Source organism: Aeromonas dhakensis, assembly GCF_000820305.1.
Taxonomy (GTDB): domain Bacteria; phylum Pseudomonadota; class Gammaproteobacteria; order Enterobacterales; family Aeromonadaceae; genus Aeromonas; species Aeromonas dhakensis.
Map to the genome: position 1 here is coordinate 46,890 of NZ_CDBH01000022.1, position 12,690 is coordinate 59,579.

Here is a 12,690-nt window from a genome sequence, read left to right on the forward strand (position 1 = left end):
AGTTATACCTTGCTCATGGGGAGCGAAGGCGGGCCCATTATAGGGATCCCGGTCGACAGCCGGGCTCTGAATGGGCCAAAGTGTGAGACCATTCACAGAGCAAAACGGGGAGGCGGGATGAGTCGGCGACAAACGGCCCTGGTGGTCGAGGGGGGCGCCATGCGCGGCATTTTTGCCGCCGGGGTGCTGGATGCGTTTCTGGCCAAGGGGCGCACGGCGTTCGATCACTGCATCGGAGTGTCGGCCGGGGCGGTCAACTTGGCGGCCTTTCTGGCCGGCCAGCAGGGGCGCAACCACAACGTCATCACCGACTACTCCTGCCGTCCCGAGTTCATCAACCTGGCCAAGTTCGTGCGTGGCGGCCACTGGCTCGATCTCGACTGGCTGTGGGCGATCACCATTCGCGAGTGCCGGCTCGATCTGGCGCGCTTTGCCGCCAACCCGGTGCCGCTGACCGTGGTGACCACCCGGGTGGCAGATGGTCAGGCCGCCTACCTCAGGGCCAATGCCGCAGAGCTGGAGCAGCAGATCAAGGCCTCCTGCTCGGTACCGCTGGTCTACCGGGACTTTGTGCGCATCGACGGGGAAGCCATGACGGACGGCGGGGTGGCCGACTCCATTCCGGTGCGCCACGCCTATGAACAGGGGGCGCGCGACATCACAGTGGTGCTCTCCCGCCCGCTGGGCTATCGCAAGCGCGCGCCGCGCCTGCCTGCCCTGCATCGCTACCTGCTGCGCGAGACGCCGGCGCTGGCTCGCGCCAGCCTGTCGCGCCATCAAAGCTACAACGATGCCATCGACTTCATCCGCCAGCCGCCGGCCGATTGCCGCATCCGGGTCATAGTACCGCCGGCAAACTTTCGGGTCGGCCGCATGACCACCGACCGGGCGAGGCTGGAGCAGGGTTACCGGATGGGCTGGCAGGCAGCCCTCGACTATCTGGCGGCGGAGCCGGTGCCGGCCTGAGGAGATTCGGTCGACCATAGGCAGCGTCGCTGGGACGAGATGCAAAGCACCGGGGCAACCCGGTTTTTTTGTGTCTGCGCCATCCCGGAACCCGGCCATGGCACATCGGCTTATTATGTGAATAAATAATTGTTTGCGATATTTTCGGCGAAGTGGTCACTATTATTCCGTTGAGCCGCTATCACTATTAAGCTCTGCTAAATAATGGCTGAGTCAACTTGTGACCAAATAAAATAATGGCTAGGGAACTTTTTGGGAAAAGGGTTTTTTGTAACCGCTTTAATATTCATTATTTTGTTTTTATTCATATAGATAAATGTGAATTGTTTATGCGGTAAAGATTATTAGCGCAGGGTTGAAGCTGTTTACATCAATGGCGAATTGATAGCCTGACTTTATCTCGGCTACTGTCCCCTCTCGATTCGTTTGGGTAGCAAACGGATACACAAATAATAACAACAGAGACTGGACGCATTGATAAAGAGTCATCTTTATTGATTTTAATCCTGCCAAAGGAGCCGGAATAATGAGTGGTTTATCTTCCCATCAAATTGCCCAGAATATATTTGCCGAGCTGTTGCCCTATCGCCGCCGCTTCCCCGATCCCATCCTGGATCGGCAGCAGGAGGAGGCAGAGGTGGCCGCCATCCAGATCCCCCGTCTGCAAGACTTCATCGAGCGGGGCGAGACCATCCTCTGCGTGTTGCCCGCCTTTCCCACCAAGTCGCCCAATCCGAACAAGGTGCTGGGCTCTCTGCCGGACATGGCGGAGCGGCTCTCCCTCAGTTTTCTCAACCACCTCTGCCAGCGCATCCAGCTGCACTATGCGCCCGGCATGCGGATCCTCATCTGCTCGGATGGCCACGTGTTCGGTGACCTCATCCGGGTGCCCGATCCGGCCATCGATGCCTATCAGGCCCATATCGAGCAGCTGATCCTGGAGCTGGGGGCGACCCATCTCGGGGTCTTCCACCTGGGGATGGTGGCGGGCATGGCCGAGTTTTGCGCCAGCCGCGACTTCGACACCCTGCGCGAACAGCTGGTGGAGCGCTACGCCGAGCCGCTGGAGCTGATTGCCCAGGAGGTGAGAAGCACCGAGGAGGGCATTCGCCTCTATCGCGCCATGACCCGCTTCCTCTATGAAGACAGCCAGCTGCCGGACACCCCGCTCTCCAACACGGCGCTGCAGCGGGATGCCAAGGGGCGCACCCATGCGGTGATCCAGCGCAGCCGCGCCTGGGGCAACCTGCTGGCGGAGCGCTTCCCCGAGGCGATCCGCCTCTCCATCCACCCCCAGGCGAGCCACAGCCTGAAGATGGGCATCCACATGCTGCCGACCCGAGATGACTGGCTCACCCCCTGGCACGGGGTGGCGGCCAACCTGGATGGCCAGTTCGTGCTGATGAAGCGGCGCGACGTGCTGGCGATGGAGCATGAGCTGGTCCATATCCACGGCCGTCCGAGCCACTACCTTATCAACGGCAAGCAGGCGGCTGCCTGAGGAGTTTCCCATGACTGCATCCATCGTTACCCTCGGCGGCGAGCGCTGCCGCATCCTGCCACAGGCCCCGTTCGGCCTGTTGATTGAGCCGGCCCGCAACGCCCAGCCGGTGCAGAGCCTGGCTATCGAGGCGCTGCGCGAGCTGGCCCGCCGCCACGGCGTGCTGATCCTGCGCGGGTTCGAGTCGGGCTTCACCGATCCCGAGCGGCTGACCCGCTACGGCGAGGGGTGGGGCGAGATCATGATGTGGCCCTTCGGCGCCGTTCTGGACGTGAAGGAGCACGAGAACGCCACCGACCACATCTTCGACTCCAGCTATGTGCCGCTGCACTGGGACGGCATGTACAAGCCAACCCTGCCCGAGTTCCAGCTGTTTCACTGCGTGCACGCCCCGGCGGCGGACGAAGGGGGGCGCACCACCTTCATCAATACCCGCCAGCTGCTCACCGAGCTGGACGGCGAGCGGCTGGCCCGCTGGGAGCGGGTGCATATCACCTATCGCATCAAGCAGGTGGTGCACTACGGCGGCCAGGTGAGCTCGCCACTGCTGGTGCCCCACCCGGTGAGCGGCGAGACGGTGCTGCGCTACAACGAGCCGCCGCGCGAGGGAGTGCGTTTTCTCAACCAGCATGCCCTCGACATCGAGGGGGTGGCGCCGGCCGAGCAGGCCGCCTTCCTGCAGGATCTGCACCAGCGGCTCTATGACCCGCGCTACTTCTATGCCCACCAGTGGCAAGGGGGAGACGTGGTGATCGCCGACAACCTGGGCCTGCTGCACGGCCGCGAGGGGTTCACCGCCCGCTCCGCGCGCCACATCCAGCGGGTCCACATCCAGGCCAGCCCGGTCTGCCTCAACCCGGCGCTGGCGCCGCAAGGGGCGGCGTGATGGCGACCATTTTGCTGGCGGCCACCGCCACCCCAGGCCACGTCAATCCCATGCTGGCGGCGGCCCGTCTGCTGGTGGCGCAGGGGCATAGAGTGCTGATGCTGTGCGGCGCCCTGTTCGAGCAGCGCATCCGCGCAACCGGTGCCGAATTCGTGCCCTTCGCCCCCGAGGTGGACTTTGACTACCGGGCGCTGGAGCGGCACTTTCCCGAGCGGGCCAGCCTGAGCGGCACCGCCCAGATGGCGCTGGCACTCAAACGCTTCTTCGCCGCCCCCATGGCGCAGCACGACAGGCAGCTGCGGGCGCTGATCGCGGCGGAGGGGGTGGATCTGCTGCTGGTGGAGAACGGCTTCTACGGCGTGCTGCCCTTGTTGCAGCAACCCCATGGCCGGCCGGTGCCGATCCTGATGCTGGGGGTGAACCCTGTCTCTTTTTCGAGTCCGGACGCCATCTTCTACGGCCCGCGCATTCCCCCCGAGCTGCGCCGTTCCCTTGGCGAGCTGCCCTGGCTCGATGAGCCGACCCGGCAACTGCAAAGGGAGGTGCAACAGCGCTTCGATGCCGCCTTGGCCGAGGCGGGTGCGCCGCCGCTGACGGCCCCCTTCACCGACGTGATGGTGACGGCGCCCGATGCCTTCTTGCAGCTCTCCTGCGCCGGCTTTGAATACGAGCGGCCGGAGCTCGAGGGGGTGATCCGTTATGTCGGCCCGCTGCTGCCACCCCGGCTTGAGCTGACGTCGCCACCCTGGTGGGAGAGGCTCGATGAGCGGCCGCTGGTCATCGTCAGCCAGGGCACCCTGGCCAACGTGGATCTGGGGCAGTTGCTGCTGCCGGCCATGCAGGGGCTGGCCGGCGACGAGCTGCAACTGCTGCTGACCACCGGCGGGCGGGATCCGGCGCTGCTGGGCGATGCCATCCCGGCCAATGCCATCGTCATCGACCACGTGCCGTTCGAGCTGGCGCTGCCCCGCGCCGCCGCCCTGGTGACCAACGGCGGCTACGGCTCGGTGCAGTCCGCGCTGGCCCACGGGGTGCCGCTGGTGGTGGCGGGCACCGGAGAGGACAAGGCGGAGGTGGCGACCCGGGTGGCCTGGAGCGGGGCCGGCATCAATCTGCACAGCAACGAGCCGACGGCGGCCATGGTGGCCACGGCGGTGCGCAAGGTGGTGAGTGAGCCGCGCTACCGCGCCCGGGCGCGGCTGCTGGCCGAGGAGATGGCGGCGCTCGATGGCCGCGCCGCCATCGCCACGAGCGTGGCGGGTCTGCTCGGCGGACGACCTTGATAGCGTGATGAAGGGGAGGCCAGACGGCCTCCCTTTTTGTTCAGCTTCTGCTCAGTTTGTGGCTGCTAGCGTGGCCATCATGACAGCAGGCTGCGCCAGTGGCGCCGGATGCGCTTTTTCATGCAAAAAAGAGCGTTTTCGACGTTGAAATTTTGGCCGACTCAGGAAAGAATGCGCGCTCGGTAATCGACCGCGGACGCCACCTTTGCGCCCCGGCGCAACCGAGGATGACACGGCCTTCGGCCAACTTGGTACAGGAAACCACACAGGAATTTTATGAATCCCCTTCGCATTGCCGCTTCGGCTCTTTTATGTACGCTGGCACTGGCCGGCCAGCAGGCTGCCGCCGTTGAATACCAGCTGCCCGCCGCCAACAGCCGCCTGATCGGCGAGAACCAGGAATACGTGGTGCCCGCGGACAATCGTCCGCTGGAGCAGATCGCCTCTGACTTCCAGCTGGGTCTGACCAACATCATGGAAGCCAACCCGGGCGTCGACCCCTACCTGCCCAAGGCTGGCAGCAAGCTGATCATTCCCCATCAGCTGATCCTGCCCAACGCTCCCCGCGAAGGGATCGTCATCAACGTGGCCGAGATGCGTCTCTACTACTACCCGAAAGGCAAGAACGTGGTACAGGTGCTGCCCATCGGCATCGGCCAGCTGGGGGTCAACACCCCTGAGAACTGGATCACCAAGGTTGAGCGCAAGCGTGCCAACCCGACCTGGACCCCGACCGAGAACATCCGTCGCCGCTACGCCGCCCAGGGCAAGACCCTGCCTGCGGTCTGGCCGGCCGGCCCGGACAACCCCATGGGCCTGCACGCGCTCTACATCGGCAACCTGTACGCCATCCACGGCACCAACGCCACCTTCGGCATCGGCCTGCGGGTGAGCAGCGGCTGCGTGCGCCTGCGTGCCGACGACATCAAGTACCTGTTCGACCACGTGCCGGTCGGCACTCGCGTCCAGTTCGTCAACCAGCCGGTCAAGACCACGGTCGAGCCGGATGGCAGCCGCTACATGGAAGTGCACGAGCCGCTGTCACGCACCGAGGCGGAGTTCAACTCCACCGCCTCCGTACCGCTGCCCATGACCCCGGCCACCACCCGTTTCATCGCCCACGCGGAGAGCGACTCCAACGTGGTCAAACAGGTGCTGGAACAGCGTACCGGCATGCCGACCCGTCTCAACCCGCAGGTCTGATGACCCGGGAGACTGGCTCATGCACAACGGCGACCATCAGGTCGCCGTTGTTGTTTCTGGGAGCCGCCGTCGTCAGTCGGCCGGCGGGGCATAGAGGGCCAGCCAGTTGCCCTCGGTATCTTCGATGATGACCCGGGAGCCATGGCCGCTGCCGATGCTGTGCAGGGGCTCCAGCACCCGTCCTCCGATGCTGGGCACCAGCTGTTCGGCCTCCTGCAGGCGATCGCCCAGGGCTAGGTAGATGAGGGGGCCCGAGTGCCCCGGCTGGTGGTACTTGTCCATGGGGCCGAGACAGGCCGCCGCGTTGTTGCCGTCGTGGCGCAGCATGGCGAAGCGGATCTCCTCCTGTATCGGCGTGACCGGTACGTCGAGCAGGGCCGAGTAGAAGGCCATGGCGCGATCCAGATCCCGTGTCGGAATGTCGGCCCAGACCAGGGTATTGTCCATCTTGGTGATCTCCTGCATGTGCCGGCCGATGCGACCGGCGGCTCTGTTCCTTGCTGACGGCCTCTCGCGGCAGGTCGTAGACAGCTTCTTAGAGGTTAGGAGTGGCCCATCAGGGGCGCCAGAGCTAAAAAAGCGGCGCCATCAGGCGCCGCTTTCGGGTGGGGAACTGGAGGTTTTTTCCCTCGATATACAGTTACTTGCCCGCAATGCTCAGCCCGCCGAAGCGAATAAGCGGCGCGTAGAAGCTCTTGCCATCGTCGTGGTGCAGCAGGTTGCCGACTGCTTCCAGCTCACTCAGCAGGCGGTAGAAGTTGCCCGCCACCGTGATGCCGCGTACCGGGGCCACCCGCACGCCGTCCCGGCACAGGAAGCCGGAGGCGCCGAACGAGAAGTCGCCGCTCACCGCATCGGCGCCGGAGTGCAGGCCGTCCAGCTTGACCAGCTCCAGATACTCGCCGGCTTGCGCCTCGGCCTCGCTGTGGGGGCCGAGCCCGAACACCAGGTGGCGCGGGCTGACATCCAGCGCACTGCGGGCGCTGCGGGCCGCCGAACCGTTGCTGGCCACACCGAAGTGGCGGGCGGTGGCGCTGTTGTGCAGCAGGGTCTTGAGCTCCCCTTCGCCGATCAGCAGCAGATCCCGGGTGGGGGCACCCTCGCCATCGAAGGCCTTGATATGCATGCCGCCCGGCATATAGGCCCGGCTCTCCAGGGTGAGCCAGCGGGAAGCCACCGACTGGCCCAGCTTGCCCCGCCAGGGGTTGATCCCCTGCTGGGCCCACTTGCCCGACAGTGCGGCCTGGAAGCAGCCGAACAGGCTGGCCAGGGCATTGGTGTCGAAGATGGCGCTGTAGTGGCCGCTCGGCACCGCGTCTCCCGCCAGCAGGCCGTCGGCCACGGCGTGGATCTGCTGGATGAGGGTCTGGCTGTCCAGCGCATCGAAGCGGCGCTCATACTGCCCCTGGGAGAACATGGACTGACGGCTGTCGCGCTCGATGAGGGCGGAGCTGTAGCAGCCGACGCTGAATGCCTGATGCTGGCAGAGGCTGCCCTGGCTGTTGGCGAGCCACAGCCGGCCTTCTCCCTCGAAGAAGCTGTTGTAGGGGGCGCCGGTCACGTCCGGCAGCGCCAGCATCTCCGACTCGAGGCGCAGGGCCAGGGCAATCTTCTCCTCCACTGGGGTGGTGTCGGGCTGATTGATCTCGGCGCAGTCGGTGGTGAGCCGGCTCTGCTGCACGGCGATGGTCTGATCCGGGTCCACCTTGGCGAAGCGGCTGGCATCCAGCGCATCCTGCACCATGGCGGTCAGCGCCGACTCGTCGAGAGACTCCGAATAGGCGATGCCGATCCGGCCCTCTTTTATCAGCCGAATGCCGATCTGCTGGCTGCTGGTGACCTTGTATTCGCTGAGCTCGCCCTTGTCAGCCTTGAGGGAGAAGGCCTTGTCCTGGTTGGCGATGACGTCCGCCTCGGCACCGAGATCGGCGACCTGGTCCAGCAGGCGGGTCAGCAGTTGGTTCATGTCGAGTTGGCTCATCAGGCGTTCCCTCCAACCAGGATATTGTCGACCTTGAGTGGCGGCTGGCCGACCGAGGCGGGAATGGATCCGGAGACCGAGCCGCACATGCCGGCGGAGAGGGCCAGATCGCGCCCCACCATGGAGATCTCCTTGAGCACCTGCGGGCCGGTGCCGATCAGGGTGGCCGACTTGAGGGGGCGGGTGATCTTGCCGTGTTCGATGAGGTAGGCTTCCTGTACGTTGAAGTTGAACTCGCCGGTGCCGGGTTGCACCGAGCCGCCCCCCATCCGCTTGGCATAGATGCCGTGCTCCACCGTCGCCAGCATCTCGTCCAGGCTGTGATTGCCCGGCTCTATGTAGGTGTTGCGCATGCGCGAGGCCGGCGCGAACTTGTAGGATTCACGGCGCCCGGAGCCGGTACGGGCGTAGCCGGTGCGAAGGGCTCCCATCCGGTCCACCAGGAAGCCGGTGAGCACGCCATCCTTGATGAGCTGGGTGTGCTGGGTCGCCATCCCCTCGTCATCGACGTTGATGGAACCCCAGGCGTTGCCCTGCAAGCCTTCGTCCACCGCGCTGACCGCCGGATTGGCGATGAGCTGGCCCATCTTGTCGTGGAACACCGAGGCCTTCTTGGCCACCGAGGTGGTTTCCAGCAGGTGGCCGCACGCCTCGTGGAAGATGACGCCGCCAAAGCCGCTTTCCATGATGACCGGCAGCTTGCCGCTCGGGCAGGGGGCGGCCCCCAGCTTCACCAGCGCCTGGCGGGTGGCGGTGAGGGCCAGCTCGCGGGGATCGATACTGGCGGCGTGCTCCCAGCCCATCATGGCGCCGGGGGCTTCGTAACCGACGCTCTGCTCGCTGCCAAGGGCGGCGATGGTCTGGGCCATGATGCGGTTGTAGTGGCGGCGATCGCTCACCTGCACCCCTTCGCTGTTGAAGATCTCCACCTCCTGCTCCCAGCCCAGCACGTTGCCGGCAAACTGGCTCACCTTGTCGCTCTCGGCGCGGGCCGCGGCATCCATGGCGTGCAGGTAGGCAATCTTCTGCTCCAGCAGCTTGTCGGCCGACAGGGGCAGGGCGATCGGGTTGCGATCGTTCAGGCGGGTGAAATCGAAAGCGGTGGCGGTGACCACGGGGTCACGCCTGTCCTTGGCCGCCAGCAGGGTGACGATGCGCAAGAGCTCGTTGCGATCGGCCAGGTTGGTGTAGCCGTAGAGCACCTTGTGGCCGTAGCACAGGCGCACGCCGATGCCGAAATCGAGGCCACCGCTGATATTTTCTATCTGGCTTGAGAGCAGGCTGAGCTGGCTGCGGCGCTTGCGCTCCACAAACAGCTCGGCGAAGTCGGCACCCAGCGCCAGCGCGTGATCGAGCACGTCGCGGGCGATGGCGGGGGCCAACAGGGAGAATGGGGTCATAGAATGTCCTTTTCTGGTCTGTCCGTTTGCTTCCGACACCCGGCTGTGATTGTTATGGGGTGTCGCGTCCATTGTTGCAGACCAGCATAAAAAAGTCGCTATAGCGTCATGCGATGATACCGATTGAGAAAATCGGTGCGATTTATGCGCCCGGTGGTCCGAAACCTGGGGCGGCAGGCGGGGAAGCGTCGCAGCTGACGTCTGTTCAAGGGGTCTGTCACAAGGCCTTTTTCGACATGCCGTGTGGGAAGCGGGCGATGGCAGGGGGCCATCGCCACTGCTGTCAGAAAACCCGGCGTCACAGCAGTTCGTGGATCTCGCTCAAAATCTGGTCGACCCACTGCTCGATGCGCGATTCGGTCTGGTCGTACTGATTGGCGTCGTCGAGGGCCAGGCCAACGAAGTGACGACCATCGTCGATGAGCGCCTTGGAGGCGTCGAACTCGTACCCCTCGTTGGGCCAGTAGCCCACCAGCTTGACCCCCTTGGGCACCAGCTGATCGTGCAGCATGCCGAGGGCATCCTGGAACCATTCGCCATAGCCCAGCTGATCGCCGAGGCCAAACAGGGCGATGATGCGCCCCTCCAGATGCAGGTCGGCAATGTCTTCCCAGCGGGATTCCCAGTCCTCCTGCAGTTCGCCGAAGTCCCAGGTGGAGATGCCCAGGATCAAGATGTCGTACTCCTGCATGCGGATGAGGGGCACGTCCTTGATGTTGTGGAGATCGACCAGCTCCGGGCCAATGAGGGTGCGGATCTTCTCGGCGGCCATCTCGGTGTAGCAGGTGGTAGAGCCGTAAAACAAACCAATCTTCATCGCTCTTCTCTTGATCGCAGTAGGCAAGGGGCGTGACCGGCACAGCGGCGCCCGGGGTGGGCGCCAGTCTAGCAGATTGCCCGGCGCGCTTCACTTCTTGCCGGGCCACGGACAAGCCTGCCTTGCGGGCCGGGTGGGTCGACACGTTACAATGGGGGCCTGTTTCCCTGAGCGCGGCGTACCATGAGCAAAGCTGAATCCCATCCCCTGATCGAGCCGTTTCTCGACGCCCTCTGGCTGGAGCGGGGCCTCTCCGACAACACGGTCAGCTCCTATCGCACCGATCTGGAAAAATTCTCCCTCTGGCTCGACGAGCAGGGGGGATCCCTGCTGCTGGCGGGGCTGGACGACATCCAGCACTACCTCGCCTGGCGGGTGGACCACCAGTTCGCGGCCAGCAGCACGGCCCGCTTCCTGTCGGCCCTGCGCCGCTTCTACCAGTATCTCAACCGCGAGAAGCTGCGCAGCGACGATCCCACCGTGCTGCTGGAGGGGCCCAAACTGCCCAAGAAGCTGCCATCGGATCTCAGCGAAGCCGAGGTGGAGGCGCTGCTGCAAGCGCCGCTGGTGGACGACCCGCTGGAGCTGCGCGACAAGGCGATGCTCGAGCTGCTCTACGCCACCGGGCTGCGGGTCTCCGAGCTGGTGGGGCTCACCGCCGAGCATGTCAGCCTGCGCCAGGGGCTGGTGCGGGTGGTGGGCAAGGGCAACAAGGAGCGGCTGGTCCCCATGGGGGAGGAGGCGGTGTACTGGTTGGAGCGTTACTACCGTGAGGGGCGCGGCCTGCTGCTGGGGGGCACCAGCTCGGACGTGGTGTTCCCCTCCAAGCGGGCCCAGATGATGACCCGCCAGACCTTCTGGCACCGCATCAAGCTCTATGCCCTGCGGGCCGGCATCAGCGGGGAGCTATCTCCCCACACCCTGCGCCACGCCTTCGCCACCCACCTGCTCAACCACGGCGCCGACTTGCGGGTGGTGCAGATGCTGCTGGGCCACGCGGATCTCTCCACCACCCAGATCTACACCCACGTGGCCAACGAGCGGCTCAAGGCGCTGCACGGCCAGCACCACCCGCGCGCCTAGGCCAGACAGAGGCGATCTTTCCCCTCCTGCTTGGCACGATAGAGGGCGGCATCCGCCCGGGCCAGCACCTCGGCGGGCGGTGCATCCAGCGCCTCGGCCAGCCCGCCGCTGAAGGTGACGGTCAAGCCCGGTTCGCGCCAGTTCTGCGTGGCCATGGCCCGGCGCCACTGCTCCATCTGCTGCTGTGCCTCCTTAAGCCGCCCCTGCTCGAAGATGGCGACCAGCTCCTCGCCACCAAAGCGGCAGAGGGTGGCCTTGCCCTCCAGCAGCTGGCTGCCCAGGGAGGCGGTGCGTCTGAGCACGCTGTCGCCGGCGGGGTGGCCATGACGGTCGTTGATCTGCTTGAAGTTGTCGATGTCGATGATGGCCAGCACATAGGGGGTATGTTGCTGGTGCAGCTCGCTCAGCAGGGTGTCCATGTAGCGACGGTTGTAGAGCCCGGTCAGGGCATCGCGCTGGGCCTTCTCGCTCTCCGCCTGCATCTGGTCGGAAATCAGGGTGATCTCGTCCTCCAGCTCCTCGATGCCCGGAATACGGGGGATGATGAGGGGCTGTCCCGGCGGGGTGACCCGCAACTGGCGCACCACCTGCACCAGCATGCCGATGGTGTTCTCCAGCCGCTGATGGAAGATGACGGCCACCAGGATGAACATGACCAGCGACAGCAACAGCCCCATCATCATGTTGGGCAGCAGCTCCCTGATGACGAAAGAGTTGCTGAAGGGGTAGATGATGATGACCTGCCAGCCGGGGTTGTTGGCCAGGGTGTAGTAGGCGATGAGTTCGTCATCCTGGCTCTGGATCGCGCCATTTTTCCCCTGAAGCCGGGATAACCAGGGCTCGTCGAGCGGGGTGGCGTTCAGCAGCGGGTTGCTGTGCGCCACGATGCGCTGATACCTGCGATCGTAGAGCTGGTAAGTCATCTGCTTGCCGCCCTGCAGCATGCGCCCGATCCGGTCCGAAACTCGCGACAGCTCGACGTCCAGACCAATCACGGCCACTATCTTGCCGCTGTGGTTCAAGACCGCCCGCGACAGGGTCACCACCGGAATGTGCTGGACGGTGTCGAGATAGGGGGCACTCCAGATATTGATCCCCGGCGTATGGATGGCATCCAGATACCATGCCTGTTTGGCCATTGCCTGGGGGGAAGGGGGGAGCTGGTGGTTGAAGTTGACCAGGGTATTGTCCCGCTGCACATAGTAGAGCCCCTTCAGCAGGCTGCCCGAGCGGCTGAGCTGCTGCCACACCGAGTAGTGCCGCGCCCGCATTTCTGGCGGGAGCACGCCGTCATGGTTGGCGAGATCCACCGCCAGAATATTGAGTTGCTCTTCGACCGAGCTCAGCGCGTTGTCCCATTGCTGGGCCGTACTGCTGCTGAAAAACTCCATGCGCTCGCGTACTACGTTCTGTTGTTTGATGAAAAACAGATAGAGGTTGCTGGCTGTCATCAATAGCAGGGGCAGGGAGAGCAACAGCAAATAGCGCAGAATGAAACCATGTTTCGCTCTGGTCTTCACTGTCGGGGATGTCATGGCGATGATTCCTGTAGGTTTACATTCATTCAAGC

11 protein-coding genes are annotated in these 12,690 nt (G+C 64.4%); 6 read left to right on the forward strand and 5 right to left on the reverse strand.

Annotation, left to right across the window (positions count from 1 at the left end):
- Nucleotides 1-117 precede the first annotated feature (117 nt).
- The 5 genes from BN1143_RS03400 to BN1143_RS03420 all read left to right on the forward strand — a co-directional run bounded on the left by BN1143_RS03400 (nucleotide 118) and on the right by BN1143_RS03420 (nucleotide 5,839).
- Nucleotides 118-966 (forward strand): patatin-like phospholipase family protein, encoded by an 849-nt coding sequence (locus tag BN1143_RS03400; RefSeq protein WP_042049666.1) that lies wholly within the window; start codon nucleotides 118-120, stop codon nucleotides 964-966.
- 526 nt (nucleotides 967-1,492) lie between these two features.
- Nucleotides 1,493-2,467 carry an L-tyrosine/L-tryptophan isonitrile synthase family protein gene (locus BN1143_RS03405; protein WP_017788430.1) on the forward strand — a complete coding sequence of 325 codons (975 nt, stop codon included), beginning with the start codon at nucleotides 1,493-1,495 and terminating at the stop codon, nucleotides 2,465-2,467.
- Nucleotides 2,468-2,477: 10 nt separating this feature from the next.
- Nucleotides 2,478-3,353: a TauD/TfdA dioxygenase family protein gene (locus BN1143_RS03410; RefSeq protein WP_042049667.1), complete on the forward strand. Its 876-nt coding sequence runs from the start codon at nucleotides 2,478-2,480 to the stop codon at nucleotides 3,351-3,353.
- A complete protein-coding gene (locus tag BN1143_RS03415) occupies nucleotides 3,353-4,636 on the forward strand; it encodes a glycosyltransferase (RefSeq protein WP_042049668.1) in 1,284 nt (427 codons plus the stop codon). Before BN1143_RS03410 ends, BN1143_RS03415 begins: the two co-directional genes overlap by 1 nt.
- A gap of 276 nt (nucleotides 4,637-4,912) precedes the next feature.
- Complete coding sequence (locus tag BN1143_RS03420) at nucleotides 4,913-5,839, forward strand: L,D-transpeptidase family protein (RefSeq protein ID WP_005298188.1); 927 nt, start codon at nucleotides 4,913-4,915, stop codon at nucleotides 5,837-5,839.
- Between the two features lie 72 nt (nucleotides 5,840-5,911).
- On the opposite strand, the gene BN1143_RS03425 is transcribed toward BN1143_RS03420, so the two are convergent.
- The 4 genes from BN1143_RS03425 to fldB all read right to left on the reverse strand — a co-directional run bounded on the left by BN1143_RS03425 (nucleotide 5,912) and on the right by fldB (nucleotide 10,037).
- Nucleotides 5,912-6,304 (reverse strand): VOC family protein, encoded by a 393-nt coding sequence (locus BN1143_RS03425; RefSeq protein WP_042049669.1) that lies wholly within the window; start codon nucleotides 6,302-6,304, stop codon nucleotides 5,912-5,914.
- Nucleotides 6,305-6,479: 175 nt separating this feature from the next.
- Nucleotides 6,480-7,820, reverse strand: coding sequence for a TldD/PmbA family protein (locus tag BN1143_RS03430; RefSeq protein ID WP_042049670.1), 1,341 nt, complete (start codon nucleotides 7,818-7,820; stop codon nucleotides 6,480-6,482).
- Nucleotides 7,820-9,220, reverse strand: a complete 1,401-nt coding sequence (locus BN1143_RS03435) for a TldD/PmbA family protein (RefSeq protein ID WP_042049671.1) — start codon at nucleotides 9,218-9,220, stop codon at nucleotides 7,820-7,822. Before BN1143_RS03435 ends, BN1143_RS03430 begins: the two co-directional genes overlap by 1 nt.
- A gap of 298 nt (nucleotides 9,221-9,518) precedes the next feature.
- Nucleotides 9,519-10,037: a flavodoxin FldB gene (gene fldB / locus BN1143_RS03440; RefSeq protein WP_005298196.1), complete on the reverse strand. Its 519-nt coding sequence runs from the start codon at nucleotides 10,035-10,037 to the stop codon at nucleotides 9,519-9,521.
- Between the two features lie 183 nt (nucleotides 10,038-10,220).
- Between fldB and xerD the strand changes: the two genes are divergently transcribed.
- Nucleotides 10,221-11,120: a site-specific tyrosine recombinase XerD gene (gene xerD / locus BN1143_RS03445; protein ID WP_017780681.1), complete on the forward strand. Its 900-nt coding sequence runs from the start codon at nucleotides 10,221-10,223 to the stop codon at nucleotides 11,118-11,120.
- Here the strand turns inward: xerD and BN1143_RS03450 are convergent.
- Nucleotides 11,117-12,655 (reverse strand): sensor domain-containing diguanylate cyclase, encoded by a 1,539-nt coding sequence (locus BN1143_RS03450; protein WP_042006915.1) that lies wholly within the window; start codon nucleotides 12,653-12,655, stop codon nucleotides 11,117-11,119. The two genes, xerD and BN1143_RS03450, sit on opposite strands and share 4 nt — an antisense overlap.
- Between the last annotated feature and the right edge of the window lie 35 nt (nucleotides 12,656-12,690).

Excerpts from the sequence above, each read along its gene's own strand:
- BN1143_RS03400 (WP_042049666.1), top strand. The coding sequence starts at position 118 with ATGAGTCGGCGACAAACGGCCCTGGTGGTCGAGGGGGGCGCCATGCGC.
- BN1143_RS03405 (WP_017788430.1), top strand. The coding sequence starts at position 1,493 with ATGAGTGGTTTATCTTCCCATCAAATTGCCCAGAATATATTTGCCGAG.
- BN1143_RS03410 (WP_042049667.1), top strand. The coding sequence starts at position 2,478 with ATGACTGCATCCATCGTTACCCTCGGCGGCGAGCGCTGCCGCATCCTG.
- BN1143_RS03415 (WP_042049668.1), top strand. The coding sequence starts at position 3,353 with ATGGCGACCATTTTGCTGGCGGCCACCGCCACCCCAGGCCACGTCAAT.
- BN1143_RS03420 (WP_005298188.1), top strand. The coding sequence starts at position 4,913 with ATGAATCCCCTTCGCATTGCCGCTTCGGCTCTTTTATGTACGCTGGCA.
- BN1143_RS03425 (WP_042049669.1), bottom strand. The coding sequence starts at position 6,304 with ATGCAGGAGATCACCAAGATGGACAATACCCTGGTCTGGGCCGACATT.
- BN1143_RS03430 (WP_042049670.1), bottom strand. The coding sequence starts at position 7,820 with ATGAGCCAACTCGACATGAACCAACTGCTGACCCGCCTGCTGGACCAG.
- BN1143_RS03435 (WP_042049671.1), bottom strand. The coding sequence starts at position 9,220 with ATGACCCCATTCTCCCTGTTGGCCCCCGCCATCGCCCGCGACGTGCTC.
- fldB (WP_005298196.1), bottom strand. The coding sequence starts at position 10,037 with ATGAAGATTGGTTTGTTTTACGGCTCTACCACCTGCTACACCGAGATG.
- xerD (WP_017780681.1), top strand. The coding sequence starts at position 10,221 with ATGAGCAAAGCTGAATCCCATCCCCTGATCGAGCCGTTTCTCGACGCC.
- BN1143_RS03450 (WP_042006915.1), bottom strand. The coding sequence starts at position 12,655 with ATGACATCCCCGACAGTGAAGACCAGAGCGAAACATGGTTTCATTCTG.